Raw genomic sequence first — 19,403 nt, forward strand, 5'->3', positions numbered from 1 at the left:
CGAAAACTGCACTTGCACGAACAACAATCACCTCGCGGCCACCAGCCGAAACCTTGTTCCCTTGATCGGCTCCGTGCTGCCTGACCGCCTTGTCTCACCTCGCGGGCAGTTACGTCCTCTCCCGCGCCTGCTGGACGTTGTCTCTCTCCGTATGAGCAAAACCCTACACACAGCCGCAGTTGAATGTCTACTCCGGCGAGCACAGATTTTCTGGCGGTCTTTCCCGGCGGCCGCCTGACGGTTACAGTGCGCGGATATGGGAGCGCTCCCAGTCGCCACTGCCGACGACGCTGCGAGGACTCATGAGATCGACGAACCAGGTACGTCTCCCCCACCCGACCGCGCGAAACGCCCAGCCGGCCCGGCTACCCGACCGGCCCGGAGCCCGCGGCAAGAAGTTCGCCGGCGTCCTCCTCGGCGCGACGCTCCTCGCCGGCACCACCGCTCTCGTCGTAGGCGGCAGCGCGCAGGCCGCCGCCTCGCCGTTCTTCGTCGATCCGGACACGAACGCGGCCAAGTGGGTCGCCGCCAACCCCGGTGACTCGCGGACGCCGATGATCCGGGACCGCGTCGCCGCCACGCCGCAGGGAAGGTGGTTCACCACCACCAACACCTCCACGGTGCGCGCCGAGGTCGACTCCTACGTCGGGGCCGCCGCCGCGGCGGGCAAGATCCCGATCATGGTCGTCTACGACATCCCGAACCGCGACTGCGGTGGCGCCAGTGGCGGCGGCGCGCCGTCCCAGGAGGCCTACCGGGCGTGGATCGACGAGGTGTCGGCCGGGATCGCGGGCCGCGCGGCGGCGATCGTGCTGGAGCCCGACGTGCTCGCGCTGATGTCGAACTGCCAGTCGGCCGACCAGCAGAACCAGACCAAGGCCTCGGTCGCCTACGCGGGCAAGAAGCTCAAGTCCGGGTCGACGCAGACGAAGGTGTACTTCGACATCGGCCACTCCGCGTGGCTTTCGCCCAGCGAGGCGGCCTCACGGGTGCGCGCCGCCGACATCTCCACCAGCGCCGACGGCATCTCCACCAACGTCTCCAACTACCGGTCGACCGGTGACGAGGTGAGCTACGCCAAGTCGGTGCTGAACGCCGTGGGCGACTCGCGGCTGCGCGCGGTGGTCGACACGAGCCGCAACGGCAACGGGCCGCAGGGCAGCGAGTGGTGCGACCCGGCGGGCCGCGCCATCGGCACGCCCAGCACCGACGCCACGGGTGACGGGCAGATCGCCGCGTACCTGTGGGTCAAGCCTCCGGGCGAAGCCGACGGGTGCATCGCCGCGGCCGGGCAGTTCGTCCCGCAGCGGGCCTACGACCTGGCGGCCGCCGGGGTCTGGACGACGCCGACCAGCACCACGCCGACGACACCCACGACGCCGACCACCCCGACTACACCGACCACGCCCACTACACCGACCACGCCGGGCAACGGCTCGTGCAAGGTGACCCACCGGGTCGTCAGCTCGTGGCAGAACGGCTACACCGGCGAGGTCGTCATCGAGAACGACGGCGCCGCCATCGACGGCTGGACCCTCACGTTCTCCTCGCCGGGAGTGACCGTCGGCCAGGGCTGGAACGGGACCTGGACCGACACCGGCGACACCGTACGAGTCGTGAACACCTCGTGGAACGGCAAGCTCGGCACCGGCGGCACCGCGACAGTCGGCTACAACGCGACCTACGGCGGCGGCACGCCACCCTTCCTGTCCCCGACCTTGAACGGAGTGTCCTGCTCCTGAGCGAACCGGCGGTCAGCTGATCGTGATGCTCTGGGCGGTCGTGTTCCCGGCGTAGGCGTTGAGGCCGAACCTCCCGGCGGAGTAGGTGGTGTCGGCCGCGTCGATGACCGGAGTCGCGGCGCGGTCGAGCCACACCCGGATCCGGGAGCCGGTCGTCTGCACCTTCAGGTGGTAGGTCCGGCCTTCGACGATCGGCGTGGGGTACGTCGCGATGTCGAGGCCGGGCCGCCAGAGCTTGACCACGCCACTCGTGTCGACGTTCGCCGTGTAGCCGGCGCCGGCGGCGGTCGCCCGGAACGTCAGGCCGGCCGCCTCGCCGTTGGTGACGGACACATCGCCTTCGTAGGTGAAGTCGGTTCCGGTGCGGTCGCTGAGGTAGAAGCCGTCCCCGGCCGAGCTCGCGCGCAGCCCGGCCGGGGACGTGGTCCAGGTGCCGCCCGCCGCCGTCCACGGGCCGGAGGTGAACGCGGCGAAGCCCGCCGGTCCCGTGTTCAGGTTCTGCACGGTCGCCGAACCCTGGTACGCGTTCGCCCCGAACCGGCCCGACGCGTAGGCGTCGTCGGTCGCGTCGATGACCGGGGTGGTGCCGTGGTTCAGCCACGCCTGGATGCGCGAACCGGTCGTCCGGACCCGCAGGTGGTAGGTGCCGTCCGCGGAGACGGGCGTCGAGTAGGTCGCGATGTCGCGCCCGGGGCGCCAGAGCTTGACCACGCCACTCGTGTCGACGTTCACCGTGTACCCGGCGCCTTCCGCGGTCGCCCGGAAGGTCAGCCCGGCCGCACGCGCGGTGCCCAGCCGGACGTCGCCCTGGTACTCGGCGTCGCCCGCGGTGCCCGCACTCAGGTAGAAGCCGTCGCCGGTGACCTGGGCCTGCTTGCCCGCGCCGACGTCGGTCCACGAGCCGCCCGCCGCGTGCCACGGGCCGGCGAGGTTGCTCTCCAGCGTCGACTGGGCCGTGCCCCAGCTCGTGCTGAGCCGGGTGAACGTCGCGTTCTTCAGCCGCACCTGCCCGCCGGTCGCGAACAGCCGAATGCCCTGGCTGACCGCGGCGGAGTCGAAGTTCACGTTGTCGGCGACGGAAAACCGGCCGGTGCCGTCGAAGATCTCCAGCTGGCCGCGGTCCACCAGGATGCGCAGGGTGACCTCGCCGCCGGTCGGCGGCAACGGCTTGCCGTCCAGCGTTCCGGCCGCCCGGTCGTAGACCACGGTCCGGTCGGCGCTGCCGTCGGACCGGCTGTGCAGCGCGAAGCCGAACTGGCTCGCGGTCGCGGTCGCGACGTCGAAGGTCGCGGTGATTTCGTAGGTGTCGGCGAGGATCCCCGCGAACGGATTCGGTCCACCGGCACGAACCGTTTCGTTCCGCCAGGTCCGGCTGTCGGCGCGGAGCGAGCTCAGCTCGGCGACCGGGGTCCGGGTCACCTGCGGTCCGCCGGGCGAGTCCACGAGGCCGAGTGCCACCGGGAACGTGGCGTCGCCGGTCCACGAGCTGCCGCGGTTGCCGCCCTGCCACGCCATCTGCACCACGCGGCCGTCCGGTGTGCCGGTGAACGTCTCGGCCGCGTAGAAGGTGCCGCCGGCATACGTCGTCCCGAGGTTCATCTTCTTCGGCTGCGGCTGTTCGGTGTGGAAGGCCTTGCCGTCGAAATCGCCGACGACGTACTCCCCCGTCGCCGAGGTGAGCACCCACCGCTGACCACCGTCCAGCGGCAGCGGGAACAGGTCCGGGCACTCGAAGAGCCAGTCCGCCGCGTACCGGCTGCCGAAGGTCCAGTGCAAGAGGTCCGGCGACGTGTAGACGTCGACGCCGTTGCCGCCCCGGTTCGACCAGACGACCATCACCCACTGCCGCCGCGCGGCATCCCAGATGACCTTCGGATCCCGGCTCTCCTCCGGGATCTCGATCTGCTTGCGCCCCTGGTCGTAGGCCTGGAAGCTGCGCCCGTCGTCGTTGCTGACGAAGATGCTGACGCCGTCGGTGTTCGAGAACACGACGATCGGGTCGAGCGAGCCGGTCTTGAGTCCCGAGGTGTTGTCCCGGTCGACGACCCCGCCGCCGGAGAAGAGCGTGCCGGGGTGCACGCCCGGCTCGAGGGCGATCGGCTTCTGCGTCCAGTGCACCAGGTCCGGGCTCGTGGCGTGGCCCCAGTGCATCGTGTCCCACTCGAGCCCGTGCGGGTTGTGCTGATAGAAGAAGTGGTAGAGACCATTGGCGAACACCAGCCCGTTGGGGTCGTTCATCCACCCGGACTGCGAGCTGAAGTGGAACTGGCCCCGGAACGGCTCCTGGTAGGTGGTCGCCGGGTACGGGAACTCCGGGTACTCCCAGGCGGTTCCCGCCGTCGCGGGGCCGACCGGCCCGAGGAGCACCGACGCGGTCAAGAGCACGACGAGCAACACGCGGGCGCTGCGGACCACCTGGACATCCCTTCCCCGGCGGCGATTGCCTGCCTCGACGGTCGCACAGCGCGCAGCCCGGCCACAACGCCCGGCCGGACAAGCAGCGAGACAGGATCCTCGGCGACGTCCTTACCGCGGGCCACCCGGTTCGGCCGGGTTCGCCAGCGCCGCCGCGACCTGGTCGTGCACGGCCAGCACGCGGGCGTCCAGCTCGCCGACCGGCAACCCGACGTCCCGCGCGAGCGCCTCGCGGAAGATCAGGTAACCCTTGTAGGCCGCGACCATGAACACGTGCATGGCGATCGCGTCGCCGTCGGCGGGCAGGTCGCCGTCGCGCTGGTCGCGCTCCAGCGCGGCTTTCGTCTTCTCGATCTCCGGCAGAGCGTGGTAGTCGGGGTCACCGTCGATCGCCAGCAGCGCCTCGACGAGGATCGGTGCCGGGTTCTCCAGCGCACTGCGGAACATCGCCTTGCGCCGGCCGAGGAACGACGCTTCCCAGTGCCGCTTCGCCCCGGCCGCCCACTCCTTCGCGCGGTGCGCCACGGCGGCGCGCAGCAACGAGCGGCGATCGCCGAAGTACTGGTAGATCTGGCCGCGGTTCACGCCCGAGCGGTCGGCGACCTCCTGCAGGTTCAGCCCCGCGAAGATGCCGTCCCGCTGGAGCAGGTCGAAGGTCGCCTGCAGCAGGTCGGCCTCGGTGCGGGCCCGGTCGCGCGAGCGCCGGCCCTGCGCCGCTTGCTCGGCGGTGTCGTTCACGTCTTCTCCCCTGTACGTGGCCGGTGGCGGTGGGTCCATCCTAGTGATCGCTCACACCACGCCCCGGTCGCGCAGCGAAGCGATCTCCGCGCCGGACAGGCCCAGCAGCCCGCCGAGGACCTCTTCGGTGTGCGCGCCGAGCGCGCCGCCGGCCCAGCGCACAGTGCCCGGCGTGGCGCTCAGGTGCGGCAGCGGCGCGACCATCGGGATCTCGCCGAACTCCTCGTCGGGCACCGTGACGACCGAGCCGCGGGCGCGGCAGTGCGGATCGTTCATGAGGTCCGCGACGCTCATGATCGGGGACGCCGGGATGTCGGCGTCGCTGAGCAGTTTCACCACCTCGTCGGCCGTCAGCCGGGAGACCCACGCGGCGATGAGCGGGTACAGCTCGTCCTGGTGGCGGATCCGCGCGGCGCGATCGGCGAACCGCGGGTCATCGGCCAGCCCGGGCTGGTTCATCACGGCGGCCAGCCGCCGGAAGAGCGAGTCGGTGCCGGCGTGCAGCGACACCCGCCGCTCGTCGGAGGTCACGAAGTCCGACGCCGGCACGATGGCCGGGTTCTTGTTGCCCAGCCGTTCCCGCACCCGGCCGTCGAGCCCGTACGACGTCACCGAATCCTCGCTCGAGCGCAGCGCCGCTTCGTACAGCGCCAGGTCGATGACCTGGCCCGTGCCGGAGCCGAGATCGCGGTGGTAGAGCGCGGACACGACCGAGAACGCCGCGAGGTAGGCGCTCATGTAGTCGATCACGCTGTACCCGCTGCGCACCGGGGGACGCTCCGGCTCGCCGGTCACGTACGTCAATCCGCTGTACGCGCTGGCGATCCGGTCGAACGCGCCGCGGTCGCGGTACGGCCCGGTCAGGCCGAACCCGGTCAGGTACAGCAGCACCGCGCGCGGGTTGAGCGGCCGCAGGTCCCCGGGCATCATGCGGTAGCGCACGAGCGTCGGCGGCCGGAAGTTCGTGACCACGACGTCGAAGTGCGGCACGAGCCGGTGCAGCAGGTCCTGGCCCTCCCGGGTGCGCAGGTCGAGCGCGACGGACTTCTTGTTGCGCCCCTCCTGCAGCCAGCCCGGTGACCGCCCGCCGCCGCGGGTGAAGTCGCCGACCTGCGGGTCTTCGATCTTGACCACCTCGGCCCCGAAGTCGCCGAGGATGGTCGCCGAGACCGGGCCCGCGAGCACGGTCGCGGCGTCGAGCACCCGGATGCCGGCCAACGCGTCGCTCATCGTGTGGTGTCCTCCTCGCCCGCGGTCACTTGCCTTGCGCCGCATCGATCACGAGCGACAGGTCGATCAGCTCTTCGGGCTTGACCGGGCTGTCGACCTGCAGCGTGCCGGGCACGGACTGGTACATCTTCTGCAGGCTCGCGACCGACTGGGCGGGCACGTTGAAGTCGAACGGCACCGACGGCGCGATCCGCAGCGTCTCGACGGTCGTGCCCAGCTGCTGCGCCATCTTGGTCATCACCTCGGTGTCCTGGTGGTAGTCGCCGGCCAGGTGCGTGTTCACCGTCCGCTCCACCGCGCGGAAGAACGCGACTCCCGCGTCGCGGTGCGCGCCGAGCAGCTCGGTGGTCGCGAAGTAGCCGGCGATCTGCATGCTGCCGGGGTAGCCGCCTTCGGCCTGGAAGGCGACGCCCGGCTTGATGCTCGCGGTGAAGGGCGGCCCGAGGGTCGCGCCGTCGAGCGAGCCGTTGTTCAGCGCCTGGACCATCGCGGCGATGTCGCTGAACGGCGTCATCCGCACATCGCCCGGCTTGAGGCCGCCCTTGGTGATGAGGTCGTAGAGCCCGTACTCCGAAGGGGCCGCCAGTGCGCCGGGGTTGACGCCGATGGTCTTGCCCTTCAGCGTGGCCGGGTCGAAGTCCGCGGCCTTGGTGCCGTACTTCGTGCTCATGTACACGCCACTGTCCGGAGCCGACGATGCGACACCCGAGACCCAGCGGATCGGCACGCCGTGGCGCAGCGCGTTGAAGACCAGGGCCTGGGCGCCGGCGTAGACGAGGTCGATCTTGTTCTGTCCCAGCAGGGTCAGCAGGTTCGGCACCGTGTCGGTGATGAACGTGACGTCGAGGTTCTCCTTCGTGAACTCGCCGTAGGTCTGCGCGAGCAGCGCGGGCGCTTCGAGCTCGAGCTTGGACGGGATGCCGACCTTGAGCGACGCGCGCTGCCCCAGCGGCTTCGGCGCGGGCGTGGCCGGCTTGCCCGCCAGGCTCAGGCCGGCCGGGAGCACGGACACCTGCTTGGCGGCGCTCGCCTGGTCCTGCTGCGACGAGGGCGCGCACGCGCTGGTGACGACGAGCCCGGCCGCGACGACGGCGGCGCACAGCACGCGAACGGTGGGGTTTCCGGACATGGCTCTCCTGCCAGGCGAGGGGGTCAGGAGCGGCGCAGACGCGGCCGCTGCTGGGGGACGGCGAACTTGAGCGCGAGGGTGACGAGGCCGGTGAAGGCCACGCCGATGATCCCGGCGACGATCACGCCGGCGTACATCGTGCCGGGGTCGAAGACCTGGGACCGCTGGAAGATCAGGTAGCCGAGGCCGCTGTCGCCGGACACCATCTCGATGCCGACGATCACCAGGATCGCGATGCCCGCGGTGAGGCGGATCGACGTCGCGATGGCGGGCAGCGCGGCGGGGAGGATGACGTGGCGCAGCAGCTGCGTCCGCTTCGCGCCGAGCACCTCCGCGGCGTCGCGGTAGCCCTGCTCGACCGAGAGCACCGCGGTCGTCGAGGCGAGCACCACGATGAAGAACACCGACACCCCGACGAGCACGATCTGCGGCAGGCCGCCGAGGCCGAAGACGAGCAGGAACACCGGGAACAGGGCGAGCTTCGGCAGCGTGTAGAGCGCGACCAGCGTGTGTTCGAGCGCGGCGCGGGCGATCCACGACAGCCCGAGCAGGACACCCAGCGCGACACCCGCGACCACGCCGATGCCGTAGCCGATCACCAGCTTGCGGACGGTGTCGAGCATCGCGTCCGTCATCACCCCGTCCTGGATGGACCGGACGCCGGCCTGCCAGATCGTGGTCGGTGCCGGGAAGAACCGCGTGTCGAGCGTGCCGAGCCTCGCCGACAGCTCCCAGGCCACGACGAGCACGATCGGCGTGGCCCAGGCGAGGGTGAGGGTGATCGCGCGGCGGCGCCGGGCGTGGCGCTGGGGCGCGAGCTCGGCGGCGCCGGGGGTCCGCCGCACGAGCTCGCGGCCACCCAGCCGGTCATGCGACGTCATGAGCGTGCTCACGGTCTTCCACCTCGCCTTTCAGGAGCCGCCAGATGTGGTCTTCGAGGGCGCCGAACTCGGCCGTGGCGCGCGCGGCCCGGGTGCGCGGGCGGGCGAACGGGACCGTGATGTCGTCGAGGACGCGGCCCGGCCGCGAGGACATGACGACCACGCGGTCGGCCAGCAGCAGCGCCTCGTCGATGGCGTGGGTGACGAACAGGATCGTGCGCCGGTGCGCCTCCCACACCCGCAGCAGCTCCTGCTGCAGGACCAGGCGCAGCTGCGCGTCGAGCGCCGCGAACGGCTCGTCCATCAGCAGGATCTCGGGGTTGGCCACGAACGCCCTGGCCAGCGCGACGCGTTGCCGCATACCGCCGGAGAGCGTCGCGGGGTAGGCGGATTCGAAGCCCGCGACGCCGGCGCGCCCGATCCAGTCGCGGGCGACCTCGTCGGCCCGCGCCCGGGCGACCCCCGCGATGTCCAGCGGGAGACGGACGTTGGCGAGCACCGTCTTCCACGGGAAGATCCCGTAGTCCTGGAAGACCATCGAGCACAGCGGCGAACCACTGTCGGCGCGGTCGATCACCAGCTCCCCCGCCGACGGCGCGGCGAGGCCGGCGACGATGCGCAGCAAGGTCGACTTGCCGCACCCGGACGGGCCGACGATCGCGACGAACTGTCCTCTTTCGACGGTGAGGTCGACGGGGCCGAGCGCGTGGACCGCGTGGCCCCGCGCGACGAACGTCCGCTCGACACCCGTCGCGCTGATCACGACGTCGGACATGCGGTCTCCTCCTGGTGGGTGTGCTCGAGGATCGCCGGGAACGGCCCAGCCGCGAGCCAGTCCCCCGCGCCGCGGTCGCCGTGGACGTGGTCGGCGAACGCCGCCGCCACGGCGGAGATCGCGGCCGCGACCGGCCCGGTTCCGCTGTCGTGCGAAGGGATCCCGCCGAGCTGGTGGTCGCCGTCGCGGACGACGGCGAGGTGCTTGAGGCCGGACCGGGCCCGGTCGAACGGCTCGCGGCGCCACTCGACGCCCTCCCCGCGGGCACCGAAGTCACGTGTGCCGGTGACGACGAGCAGGGGCCGCTCGACCCCGGCCCAGGACCGCCGGGTCAGCCCGCGGTCACCACTGCCCTGCGGCGACAGGAGAATCCCGCCGGCGACGGCCGGGTGACCGAAGTCCGTGTCGTCGAGCCCGGTCCCGGACAGCCGCGTGCCCAGCAGGAGCTGGGCGGTGTAGGCGCCGAACGAGTGCCCGGCGACGAGGACCCCGGTCCGGCCCGACCCGAGCGCATCGAGCACCGCGTGCACCCGCGCGACCCGGGACAGCCAGTGCTCCGGGTCGAACAGCATCGCGTGCATCTTCCGCTTGGCCACCGGATCCGTGGCCCACGTGCGTTCGTCCACATCGGACAGGCCGAGCCGCGGTCCCGCGAGCTCGAAGGCATCGAGGAACTGGGGGTGCAGCACCGCGTAGCCGTGGGAGGCGAGGTGCCGGCCGAGGCCGGCGTACCCGCGGTGACTCCCGCCCAGCCCGTGGCACAGGACGACGACCGGCTTCGGCCCGGCGCCTTCCGGTTCTTGCGTGAAAACGGCGACCGGCTGCCCGTCCGCCGTCGTCCACTCCGGGGTTTCGCGCGTGCGGACCCGGTGCGGTCCCGGCCGGGCCCACTGGGGGTCCCGATGCTCGGTGCGGCCCACGTCGGCTCCTAACTAGCGAGTTGTTAGTAACGTAATGCTAGTTAGCGGGCGTGGCAAGGACCGTCGCGGAAGTGGGATGACGTGCGCGGCCGCGGCGGGCCGGGTCAGCGGACGGCGGTGCCCTCCCGGACGAGGGCGGTCACAGCCGGTCGAGCGGGACGGCCGCGCCCATGGCGGCGTAGCCCGCGTCGCCCGGGTGGAGGTGGTCGCCGGAGTCGTAGGCGGCGAGCATCGCCTCCGGGTCGGCCGGGTCGCGGACGGCGGCGTCGAAGTCGACCCAGCCGTCGAACACCCCGCCGTTGTCGCGGATGAAGGCGTTGACCTGGTTACGCGCCGCCAGGTGCGCGTCGCTGCTGCAGGTGCACCCCTTGATCGGGGTGAGGGTGCCGGCGAGCACCCGGACGTGGGCCGCGTGCAGCTCGGCGGCGATCTCCGTCAACCCGGCGATGACGTCGCCGGCGCTCGCGCCGCTGTTGATGTCGTTGATGCCTTCCAGGACGATCGCCGTCCGCACACCCGACTGGCTGATCAGGTCGTGGTTCAGCCGGGCCAGGGCACTGACGCCCGCCGTGCGGCCGTCGGGGTAGCCGCTGAAGGCGTCCTGCAGGATCCGGTTGCCGGAGATGCCTTCGTTCACCACCGCCTGGCCCGGCAGGCGCCGGGCCAGGAAGTCCGGCCACCGGCGGTCGGTGTCCGGGGTGGACAGGTAGCCGTCGGTGATCGAGTCGCCGAACGCGACCACGGTGCCCGCGCCGCCCGGTCCGGTCACGTCGATCCCGGCCAGGATCGTCCAGAAGCCGAACGTGCCCGCGGACGGGAACGTGACACCGTCGCCCGCGTGGTCGCCGGTGCCGTCGGCCGTGGTGTACATCTCCTGCAGCGCAACGCTGTGCAGGGGCGCGTTGGTGACGGTGCCCTGCACGTACAGGCTCACCAGCAGGTCCGCGTCGGCGGGCACGGAGAACGGCAGCGGGTCGCTGACGGCCTGGCCGCCCGCGGGCAGCGCGACCCCTTTCCGCCCGCCGAAGGTCAGCGTCACCGGCGTGCGAACCGGGACCGCACCGGCACTCCGGACCGCGATGGTCGCGTGGCCGACGTTCAGCGGCCCGGGGTCGTAGGCGTTGTCCAGCCGGATCCGCACCTGGGAGCCGCCACGGCTGGTGTGCTCCACCATGCGCAGCGTGCGTTCGGTCCACGGCCCGGCGGCGAGGCCGTCGTCCGTGGCCGTGGCCCAGGTCGCCGTCCAGGGGCCGGCGGTGGGCCGGGTGCCGAGCGAAAAGACGTGCAGGCGAGCGCTCGAACTCGCTTTCGGCAGGGTGACGGCGGTGACCGGGACGCCGGGGTCGAGAGGGACCGCGACGGTGTAGAGCTTCGCGGGGACCGCACCCGGGCCGTCCGGGCTGTTCCACCGCGGGAACGCCACGGTCAGCCGGCTGCCCGGCCCGGTGATCCAGTCGGGTGCGCTCAGCCGGTAGTCCTGGGTGTGGCCGTCGGCGTATTCGAGCGTTCCCGTGCCGTCGGTGCCGGCGCCGGTGCTCGTCACGAGGAACGACAGCGCCGCACCGGCGAACCGGCCGCGGATGCGCTGGCCGTCGGCGACGACGTTGTCCGGGGTCCCCGGCGCGGCGGTGGGCAGCCGCAGCTGGGCGCCGTCGACCGTGATGACCCGGCCGCGGTCCCAGCCCGCGGCGGTGAGGTCTTCGGCGACGAGGCTGTGTCCGGAGCCGTCGAGGTCCGCGGCCGCGGGGGTGGCGGCCGGGCTGGTGCCGATGTTGTCGAAGGCGGCCGCGAGGTCCGGGTAGCTGACGGCCGCGTCCGCGGGCCCGGCCGGGGTGAGGAGACCGGCGGCCAGCAATGCGGTCAGCAGGATCCGCTTCACGAGGTCCTCCGGGGTTCAGGCGCAGTGGTGGGCGGTGAACTTCGACGTCCCGGAGCCGACCGGGATCCGGTTCCCCGTGGGCAGGGTGACCGTGGCGGTCGTGTTGACGGGCACCGTGACGGTGAGCTCGAAGCGGCAGCCGGTCTGCGTCCACTCGGACGCGACCGGCCCGCGGACCGTGTCGATCGACGCCGCGACGTGCCCGAGTCCGGCGGGCACCTGCGGGGCGATGGCGATCGACGCGTACCCCGGCGCCGCGGGCGTGATGCCGGCGAACTGGGTGTAGAAGGCGGCGTTGATCCCGGCGAACATCGCGTGGTCGTGGGTTTCCATGCCGGACTCGTAGGTCCACTGCTCCCACGGTGTCGTCGCGCCGCGGCCGATCTCGTACCCGAAGCCCGGGTAGGTCCGCTGGCCGAGCACGGTCAGGGCGACGTCGATCCGGCCGGCCTTGGCGAGCGCTTCGGGCAGGTACCGGGTGCCGAAGATCCCGGTGTCGAGGTGCCCGCCGTCCTTGGTCAGGATCGTGTCGGCGAGCTTCGCGCCCACCACGGCCACCTTGTCCGGCGGCACGATGCCGAAGGCGAGCGGGAGGACGCTGGTCGTCTGCCGGCCGTCGCCGTAGGTGGTGCCCGAGGCGTCGAGGAAGTGCGCGTTGAACGCCGTGGCGATCGCGGTCGTCAGCTGCGCGAAGTGCGTCGCGTCATCGGTCTTTCCCAGTGCCCGCGCGGCTTTCGCGACGTCTTCGGCCTGTCGGTAGGACAGGGCGGTGTTGACCAGCGAGCGCTCGCTGAAGCAGTCGCCCGCGGACGGGTTTCCCTGTCCCCCGTTGGCGTTCGGGCTCCGATCGGGCGGGCACCAGTCGCCGAAGCCGCGGTCTTCGGGCCAGATGAAGCCCGGGTAGGTGGCGGCGTTGGTGTCCACGAACGTCTTCATCGCCGGGTAGGCGGCGGCCAGCCGGGTGAGGTCGCCGTACTGCTCGTAGAGCGACCAGGCCAGGTCGACCGAACCGCCGCCCATGTCGGGCAGCTGGGTGTTGCCGTCGTCGCTGGGCAGCGCCGTGCCGGGCGGCAGGTCGAGCAGGTACTTGCCGTAGAAGGCATCCATGCCGAAGTCGAGGACGGACGCGCCGTGGTAGGCCTGCACGTCCATGCCCGGCGGCGTCCGCTCGTCGCGGACCGGGTTGTCGGTGGGCAGGCTCATCGAGTTGTTCAGGACCGCACGCCGGTTGTTCGCCCAGATCGCGTTCAGCAGCGGGTCGGACGTCTCGACGTGCCCGGTGGCGGCGACGTCGGCGTGCACGACCCGGCCGGCGACGCTGCCGAGGTCCGGCGTCCCCGGGTAGCCGGTGAGCTCGAGGTAGCGGAAGCCGTGGTAGGTGAACCGGGGCTCGTAGACCTGGACCCCCGGCGCAGTGCCGAGCGTGTAGGAGTCGGTCGACGCGGCGTTGCGGTTGGTCGTGGTGTCCAGCGTCCCGTCGGCGGTCAGCTCTTCCGCCGTGCGCATCCGCACGGTCGTGCCGGCCGGCCCGGCGACCCGCAGTTGCGCCCAGCCCGCGAAGTTCTCCCCGAAGTCGTAGACGAACACCCCCGCACGCGGCTGCTTCACCGCCACGGGCCGGACGGTGCGGACCACCCGGATCGGCGGCGCCGTCGATCCGGTGAGCGACGGGCCGGGTGCGGCCGCGGCCCGCACCGGGTGCCAGGCCGCGTCGTCGAAGCCCGGCCGGTCCCAGCCGTCCTGAGCCAGCCGGGCGTCGTAGCTTTCGCCCGCGTAGAGGTCGTTGGCCGTCACCGGGCCGTCCGACCACCGCCACGAATCGTCGGTCGTGACCGTCTGCCGAGTCCCGTCCGCGAAGGTGACGACGAGCGCCAGGATCCCCTGTTTCGGCCCGGTCCAGCGGAACCCGTACTGGCTGAAGCGCGGCCCGTACCCGTTGCCCAGCCACAGACCCGCGGCGTTCCGTCCGATGTGGACCTGGCCGGTCACGTCGAAGGAGTCGTAGAGGTTTCGTTGGTCGTACGGCGTGCTCCCCGGCGCCAGGACGTGGTCGCCGACCTTGCCGCCGTTCAAGTGCAGTTCGTAGAAGCCCAGCCCGTAAACGTAGGCACGGGCACTCGCGACGGGCTTGTCCAGGACGAACTCGTGGCGCAGCAACGGCGCGTCCGGCGACTGGGCGAGCAGGAGCGGGTCGCCTTGCGGCTCGAGCTTCCCGCCGGTGACCGTGGCGCCGGGGAACCGGGCGTCCGGCGTGGCCGCAAAGTCGTCGGAGAACAGCGGCGCGCCGTCGAGGTCGTGCACGGCGAGGTTGTCGTAGGCGGCGGCCTCGGCCGTGCCCTGGCTGACCGACGTCCGGAACCCGATGGTGCCGGTGCGCACCGCGTCGACCGCCCGGGAGTCCACCTCGGTGCCGTCGATCGCCGTGACGACGGTGCTCCCCCGTGCCTCGATCCGCAGGTGGTGCGGCGCGCCGGCGGTCTGCGGGGTGATGACCGCGCCCAGGTCGGTCTCCCCGAGGAGCGTGAACGACCCGTGGCTCTTCACGTGCGGCCGCAGCAGCACCTTGCCCGGCGTGGTGGCGGCGTTCACCTGCCACATCAGGTAGTCGTCGGGCCCGGCCGCCCGGAAGACCACGGTCGCGGCCGCGGCCTTGATCGTGAAGTCGACGTCCAGGGCGAAGTCCTGCCAGGCGTAGGCCCCGCCGGTGTCCGGCGTGATCCACCCGGCGCCCGCCCAGTCGGCCGGCCGCGCCGGTCCGGTTTCCCACCACGCCGGCTCGGCCTTGGCAGGAGTTCCGCCGCGGGCGCCCCACACTTCGACGGTCCAGTAGTTCCGCTTCGCGACGACACCGGCGGGTCCGCGATAGGGCACGGCGACCGAGTCCGCGCTCGCGATCTTGCCGCTGTCCCAGACGTCGGCCCGGTGCTCGGCGAGCAGCCGCGGACTGCTCGCGACGAGGATCCGGTACGCCGTCTGCCGTTCGCCGGGCCGTCCGGCGCGCAGCTTCCAGCTCAGGGTCGGAGGGTCGCTCACCGCCAACGGGTCGACGACGTTGTCGGCCCGCAGATCGTAGGCCTGGATCGGGGCGGCGGCCCCGGCCGCGCTCCCGGGCGGCGCCGCGAACGACGCGGACACAAAGACGGTCAGGAGAGCAAGCACCACTCGCGCGCGACAACCCGGCATGAACGCTCCACTCGCCCGTCTTGAAACGTTTCAAGACAGAATATCACCGCACCGGCGACCGTCATAGCCTGTCAACGAGACAGAAAATTACTGCCCTTGGGGCCGCTCACGGTCACGCGCACGGAGACGGCATCGGGGAGCCGGACGACCGTGACCTGCCAGGTCTGCGGCGAGCCGACGTCGAAGGAGTGCTTGGCCTCCCGGACCAGGTCCGGGATGCGGTCGACGGACACGGCGCGCAGGTCGAACCGCGGGGCCGCGACGCCGGTGGGAGCGAACACCACCGACAGCCGGTGCTCCTGGACGACCGCGGTGAGCACCTGCGACACATCCGCGTGCTCGGCCAGGGAATCGACGACCCGGCGCAGCTCCCCCGCGTCGAGCAGCGACTGGTCCGGGCCGACGGTGACGGTGGCGGAGCCCGAGGACGTCTCGGTGGTCGACGACGACGAGGACGACACCTCGGGCGGCCGCGTTCGGGTCTCCGCGCCGAACAGCTCGCCGCGGAACAGCAGGAGGACGACGGCCGCGCCGAGCAGCAACCCGAGGAAGGTGACGAAGCCGAACCCGCGGCCCTCCGAAGGCTTCCGAACCAGCGTGGACTCGGCCGCGGACTCGACGGCGGCACCGGCCGCCCGGCGCTCCCACTCCGGCGCCGGCCGCGACACGATCCGGACCCGCCACGGCCGGTCCGGCGGGTACTCGACCACGAGGACGCGGCCGGGCCGGAAGCCGGGGAGGTCGACCAGGTTGACACCGTGGGTCACCTCGGCACGGAAGGACGGCGCTGAGTCCGGCGCGACCGTGAGGGCGACGTCGACCGGCACGTCGCCGGTTTCGGTGCCGCCGGCACGCAGGCTCTCGATCTTCGCGAGCGCCACGAGCGGAACGACCGTCGTTTCGCGTGCGCGCCGCGGCATACCGGCGACGAAGAGGAGAATGCCGTAGCCGAGCGGAAGCCCCAGGCCGGCCAGCAAGAGCGGGACGCGCTCGACGATGACGCTGACGACGAGGGCGCTCAGCGTCACCCCGCCGACGAGGCCGTTCAGGCACCCTCGGGCGAGGGCCTCCGGACCGGAACGGGTGGGCGCGGGGATGTCGTGCACGGCCGGCATGCGGTACTCCGAACTCTCGAAGGCTGGGCGCACACAGCCTGCGGCGAGCCTCGCGCTACCGAACCCGGGTTTCGCCCTGCGTCCCTTACCCGGTGACGCCTCTTGCGGAGGCACGCAGCTGTTCGGTCAGCCGCTCGAGTTCGGCCGCCGTCGCGGGCGAGACGTCGGACAGTCCACTGTGCACGGCCGTCGGGCTCCGCAAGAAGCGCCGAAGCGTCGCTACGAGCAGCCCTTCCGGCAGCACCCGCAACGCGGTGAACCCGCGAGGCACCGGCGGCATCGGCAGGGCAGCCAGGTTCTGCCGCATGTGCCGGAGCATGCCGCGGACCGCGTCCGGATCACCGGCCAGCGCCTCCGGGCCACCCGCCGCGTACGCCGCCTGCACGAGGGGCACCTCGAACGCGGCGTGCGTCTTGAGCCAGGCGTCGATCCGCGGCGCGGCCTTGGCGTTGATCCCGGCGGCGCGCAGCTCCCGCACGATCCGCTCCAGCCGCGGGGTGGTGCGGCCGCCGGGCTCACCGATCGACATGGGGAGCAGGCGGGTCAGGAGGCTGGGCGCGCGGTAACGGAGCACGTCGCCGTCCATCGTGCCGGCGGCCGTGGGGAAGCCGAGCAGCACCCGCTCGTGGCCGAGCACCGCGCCCAGCGGCTCCGCGCCACCCGCCCAGTTGAGCAGGAACAGCACGTCGCCTTCGACGTCGGCGAGCGACTCCAGCACCGCGTCCACCTGATGGGCGCGGACGAAGACGGCGATCAGGTCGTACCCGCCGGCCGGGTGCTCGACCACCGGCACCGGCACGGACCTGACGGCCGCGCTGTCTCCCTCGGCGAGCCGCAGGCCGTGCCGGCGCAGGGCGGCCAGGCGCTCGCCCCGGGCGAGGAGCGAGACGTCGCGCCCCGCTTCGTGCAGGCGGGCGGCGAACATGCTGCCGGTGACGCCGGCGCCGTACACGAGCAGTTTCACGACAGCCTTCTCTCGTCCAGCCAGTCATTCATACGTTCGTTTTAATCGAACGTCTGTATAGTACGCGTATGGCGGCCCCCGACACCCGGACCCAGATCCTCGACGCTGCCGAACACCTCTTCGCCGAGCACGGTTTCCGCGGCGCCTCGGTCCGCGCGATCACCGACCTCGCCGGAGCGAACCTGGCCGCCGTCGGATACCACTTCGGCTCGAAGGCGGAGCTCCTGGCCGCGGTCGTCCGCCGCGTGGTCGAGCCCATCAACGCCGCGCAGTCCGCGGGGCTCGACCGGCTGCTCGCCCGGACCCCGGACCCGGCGGTCTCCGAGCTGGTGGAGGCGTTCGCGGGGCCGCTGTTCGACGAAATGCTCGCCGGCGACGCGGGCGGCGCCCGGACGTCCCGGCTGATCATGAGGATCATCGGCGACCCGGCCGAGGAGATGCGCGAGTGGACCGGCTCGGCCGAGGCGACCGTCCGCGATCGCTATCTGACGGCCTTCGAGCGGGCCCTGCCCGGCCTGTCCCCGGAGGAGCTGTGGTTCCGGATCCGGGGCGTCCTCGCCGTGGCGGCGGTCGACCGCGTCGAGGTCTACAACGGGCAACCCCCGAACTGCGTGTCCCCGGTGGCCGGCCAGGCGGCCCGCCGCTGGGCGATCACCTTCCTGACGGCGGCGATGAGCGCGCCACCGACCGGGGATTGACGCCTCGGGGCGGGTGGCGAGTCGCGGCGAACCACGGACGGCCCGGTCCGGCAGCCGGGCTCTCGGGCGGTCCCCGGGAGATCACCGCGCGGTGCGGCGTCGGCCGGGTGGTCGACAAAGCCACCGCGCCCGTCCGGGACGACCTGCCGCGGGTGCCGGTGCGGACTAGGCTGTGAGGTAGCGGCAACCCCGGACCCCGGTGGCCGGCCAAGCACCACTCGCCGACCGGGAGCAGCTGATGAACAGCGTCCAGCACGCGACGAAACCCCTCATCACGCGGGAGTTCACCCGGCGGGCCGCCGACGCCTGGATCCGCGCGGCCGACGCCGGGCTCATCGACGCCACCGAACTCGTCTGGTTGCTCAGCCACCTGCCCGGGGAATCACCGCGGCCAGGCGTCCGGGCGAAGGGCTGACCGCGGCCGCTGCTCCCGCTCGCCCTTCAGTCCTTACGGCCGATGTCTTCGTCGTCGGGCGGTGCGAGCCCCCGGTCGAGGGGGTGGGTCGAGGTGATCTCGGGCTCCACCGACGGCGGAGCGAGTCCTCGATCCAAAGTCGACGGCTCCGAGAGCTCGTCCGGGTCAGGCGTACCGTTCCGCGGGGTTTCCGCATCGTTCGTCATGGTGCAGGCATACCCGTTTTCCCGGGCGCTATCCGAACGGCCGACCGAGTAACCGCCCCCGCAGTGGGTAACCAGGCCAACCCGAATGTCCCCAGGGAGGCCGACGCATGCCCGAACCCGAACCACGCCTGCCCGAAGAGGACCCGCACGACGGAGGCTCCTTCGCCGACGCCGAAGCCGCCGCAGCCGAACTCAGCACCACCACCGAACCACTGGGCGCCCAAGGAAAACCACTCAACCGCCGATCACCGTTCCTCCTCGGCATGGCCGGCGCCGCCGGCGTCGCCGTCATCTACGCACTCGTCCAGATCATCGCCGGCCTCGAAGACGTCCTCGTCCTCCTCGGACTCGCACTGTTCCTCGCCATCGGCCTCGAACCCGCCGTCGCCTGGCTGACGCGGCACCGCTTCCCGCGCTGGCTCGCCGTCACCACCGTCTTCGTCACCGGACTGCTCGCCATCGGCGGCTTCCTCACCGCCGCGATCCCCGTACTCGTCGAACAAGCAACACAGTTCATCAGCAAAGCACCCGACTACCTCCGCGACGCCCAAAACCACAACACCGTCCTCGGCAACCTCAACGAACGCTTCCACCTCCAACAGCAACTCGAAAGCCTCCTCAACGGCCCCGGCATCGGCACCGGACTGCTCGGCGCCGGCCAAGCCGTGTTCAGCGCACTGACCAACGTCCTCCTGCTGATCGTCCTGACCGTCTACTTCCTCGTCGACCTCCCCCGCATCCGCGCCGGCGGCTACCGCCTCATCCCCCACTCCCGACGCCCCCGAGCGATCCTCATCGGCGACGCCATCTTCACCAAAGTCGGCGGCTACGTCCTCGGCAACCTCGCGATCTCCGTCATCGCCGGAGTCCTGACCCTCATCTGGCTGCTCATCTTCGGCGTCCCCTACGCCGCCCTGCTCGCGATCGCCGTCGCGATCCTCGACCTCATCCCCGTCGTCGGCTCCGTCGTCGGCGGAGTACTCGTCAGCCTCGTCGCGCTCACCGTGTCCCTGCCCGTCTGCCTCGGCACCATCGGCTTCTTCATCGGCTACCGCCTCGTCGAGGACTACCTCCTGGTACCGCGGATCATCGGCGGCGCCGTCAAGGTCCCCG

At 71.8% G+C, this 19,403-nt stretch carries 16 protein-coding genes; 4 read left to right on the forward strand and 12 right to left on the reverse strand.

Annotated features, from left to right (window positions below; genetic code table 11):
* The first annotated feature begins 302 nt into the window (after nt 1-302).
* The gene (locus AB0C38_RS48335) at nt 303-1,742 is read left to right on the forward strand and encodes a glycoside hydrolase family 6 protein (protein ID WP_360688092.1); all 1,440 of its coding nucleotides are present in this window, start codon (nt 303-305) and stop codon (nt 1,740-1,742) included.
* A gap of 12 nt (nt 1,743-1,754) precedes the next feature.
* Here the strand turns inward: AB0C38_RS48335 and AB0C38_RS48340 are convergent, their stop codons facing one another.
* The 11 genes from AB0C38_RS48340 to AB0C38_RS48390 all read right to left on the reverse strand — a co-directional run bounded on the left by AB0C38_RS48340 (nt 1,755) and on the right by AB0C38_RS48390 (nt 16,971).
* On the reverse strand, nt 1,755-4,157 hold the full coding sequence (locus AB0C38_RS48340; protein ID WP_360688095.1) for a glycoside hydrolase family 32 protein: 2,403 nt from the start codon (nt 4,155-4,157) through the stop codon (nt 1,755-1,757).
* 111 nt (nt 4,158-4,268) lie between these two features.
* The gene (locus tag AB0C38_RS48345) at nt 4,269-4,895 is read right to left on the reverse strand and encodes a TetR/AcrR family transcriptional regulator (protein WP_360688098.1); all 627 of its coding nucleotides are present in this window, start codon (nt 4,893-4,895) and stop codon (nt 4,269-4,271) included.
* Between the two features lie 51 nt (nt 4,896-4,946).
* Nucleotides 4,947-6,125 (reverse strand): CoA transferase, encoded by a 1,179-nt coding sequence (locus AB0C38_RS48350; RefSeq protein ID WP_360688101.1) that lies wholly within the window; start codon nt 6,123-6,125, stop codon nt 4,947-4,949.
* A gap of 25 nt (nt 6,126-6,150) precedes the next feature.
* Nucleotides 6,151-7,254 carry an ABC transporter substrate-binding protein gene (locus tag AB0C38_RS48355; RefSeq protein ID WP_360688104.1) on the reverse strand — a complete coding sequence of 368 codons (1,104 nt, stop codon included), beginning with the start codon at nt 7,252-7,254 and terminating at the stop codon, nt 6,151-6,153.
* A 23-nt stretch (nt 7,255-7,277) separates the two neighbouring features.
* Complete coding sequence (locus tag AB0C38_RS48360) at nt 7,278-8,147, reverse strand: ABC transporter permease (RefSeq protein WP_360688107.1); 870 nt, start codon at nt 8,145-8,147, stop codon at nt 7,278-7,280.
* On the reverse strand, nt 8,122-8,910 hold the full coding sequence (locus tag AB0C38_RS48365; RefSeq protein ID WP_360688110.1) for an ABC transporter ATP-binding protein: 789 nt from the start codon (nt 8,908-8,910) through the stop codon (nt 8,122-8,124). The genes AB0C38_RS48360 and AB0C38_RS48365 overlap by 26 nt, the downstream gene beginning before the upstream one ends.
* Complete coding sequence (locus tag AB0C38_RS48370; protein ID WP_360688113.1) at nt 8,895-9,830, reverse strand: dienelactone hydrolase family protein; 936 nt, start codon at nt 9,828-9,830, stop codon at nt 8,895-8,897. The genes AB0C38_RS48365 and AB0C38_RS48370 overlap by 16 nt, the downstream gene beginning before the upstream one ends.
* A gap of 139 nt (nt 9,831-9,969) precedes the next feature.
* Nucleotides 9,970-11,709 carry an SGNH/GDSL hydrolase family protein gene (locus AB0C38_RS48375; protein WP_360688116.1) on the reverse strand — a complete coding sequence of 580 codons (1,740 nt, stop codon included), beginning with the start codon at nt 11,707-11,709 and terminating at the stop codon, nt 9,970-9,972.
* A 15-nt stretch (nt 11,710-11,724) separates the two neighbouring features.
* Nucleotides 11,725-14,892: a family 78 glycoside hydrolase catalytic domain gene (locus AB0C38_RS48380; RefSeq protein ID WP_360688118.1), complete on the reverse strand. Its 3,168-nt coding sequence runs from the start codon at nt 14,890-14,892 to the stop codon at nt 11,725-11,727.
* A gap of 71 nt (nt 14,893-14,963) precedes the next feature.
* Complete coding sequence (locus tag AB0C38_RS48385; RefSeq protein WP_360688121.1) at nt 14,964-16,007, reverse strand: hypothetical protein; 1,044 nt, start codon at nt 16,005-16,007, stop codon at nt 14,964-14,966.
* Between the two features lie 85 nt (nt 16,008-16,092).
* Nucleotides 16,093-16,971: a 2-dehydropantoate 2-reductase N-terminal domain-containing protein gene (locus AB0C38_RS48390; protein ID WP_360688124.1), complete on the reverse strand. Its 879-nt coding sequence runs from the start codon at nt 16,969-16,971 to the stop codon at nt 16,093-16,095.
* A gap of 68 nt (nt 16,972-17,039) precedes the next feature.
* On the opposite strand from AB0C38_RS48390, the gene AB0C38_RS48395 reads away from it, so the two are divergent.
* A complete protein-coding gene (locus AB0C38_RS48395; RefSeq protein WP_360688127.1) occupies nt 17,040-17,669 on the forward strand; it encodes a TetR/AcrR family transcriptional regulator in 630 nt (209 codons plus the stop codon).
* 238 nt (nt 17,670-17,907) lie between these two features.
* The gene (locus AB0C38_RS48400; RefSeq protein ID WP_360688130.1) at nt 17,908-18,084 is read left to right on the forward strand and encodes a hypothetical protein; all 177 of its coding nucleotides are present in this window, start codon (nt 17,908-17,910) and stop codon (nt 18,082-18,084) included.
* A 26-nt stretch (nt 18,085-18,110) separates the two neighbouring features.
* On the opposite strand, the gene AB0C38_RS48405 is transcribed toward AB0C38_RS48400, so the two are convergent.
* The gene (locus AB0C38_RS48405; RefSeq protein ID WP_360688133.1) at nt 18,111-18,290 is read right to left on the reverse strand and encodes a hypothetical protein; all 180 of its coding nucleotides are present in this window, start codon (nt 18,288-18,290) and stop codon (nt 18,111-18,113) included.
* A 107-nt stretch (nt 18,291-18,397) separates the two neighbouring features.
* Between AB0C38_RS48405 and AB0C38_RS48410 the strand changes: the two genes are divergently transcribed.
* The coding region (locus tag AB0C38_RS48410) for an AI-2E family transporter (protein ID WP_360688136.1) at nt 18,398-19,403 on the forward strand (1,006 nt) is incomplete at its 3' end.

Source organism: Amycolatopsis sp. NPDC048633, from assembly GCF_040650695.1.
Taxonomy (GTDB): Bacteria; Actinomycetota; Actinomycetes; order Mycobacteriales; family Pseudonocardiaceae; genus Amycolatopsis.

Bases quoted from the DNA above. Each gene is read 5' to 3' on its own strand.
- AB0C38_RS48335 (WP_360688092.1), top strand. From the start codon at position 303: ATGAGATCGACGAACCAGGTACGTCTCCCCCACCCGACCGCGCGAAAC.
- AB0C38_RS48350 (WP_360688101.1), bottom strand. From the start codon at position 6,125: ATGAGCGACGCGTTGGCCGGCATCCGGGTGCTCGACGCCGCGACCGTG.
- AB0C38_RS48355 (WP_360688104.1), bottom strand. From the start codon at position 7,254: ATGTCCGGAAACCCCACCGTTCGCGTGCTGTGCGCCGCCGTCGTCGCG.
- AB0C38_RS48365 (WP_360688110.1), bottom strand. From the start codon at position 8,910: ATGTCCGACGTCGTGATCAGCGCGACGGGTGTCGAGCGGACGTTCGTC.
- AB0C38_RS48380 (WP_360688118.1), bottom strand. From the start codon at position 14,892: ATGCCGGGTTGTCGCGCGCGAGTGGTGCTTGCTCTCCTGACCGTCTTT.
- AB0C38_RS48385 (WP_360688121.1), bottom strand. From the start codon at position 16,007: ATGCCGGCCGTGCACGACATCCCCGCGCCCACCCGTTCCGGTCCGGAG.
- AB0C38_RS48395 (WP_360688127.1), top strand. From the start codon at position 17,040: ATGGCGGCCCCCGACACCCGGACCCAGATCCTCGACGCTGCCGAACAC.
- AB0C38_RS48400 (WP_360688130.1), top strand. From the start codon at position 17,908: ATGAACAGCGTCCAGCACGCGACGAAACCCCTCATCACGCGGGAGTTC.
- AB0C38_RS48405 (WP_360688133.1), bottom strand. From the start codon at position 18,290: ATGACGAACGATGCGGAAACCCCGCGGAACGGTACGCCTGACCCGGAC.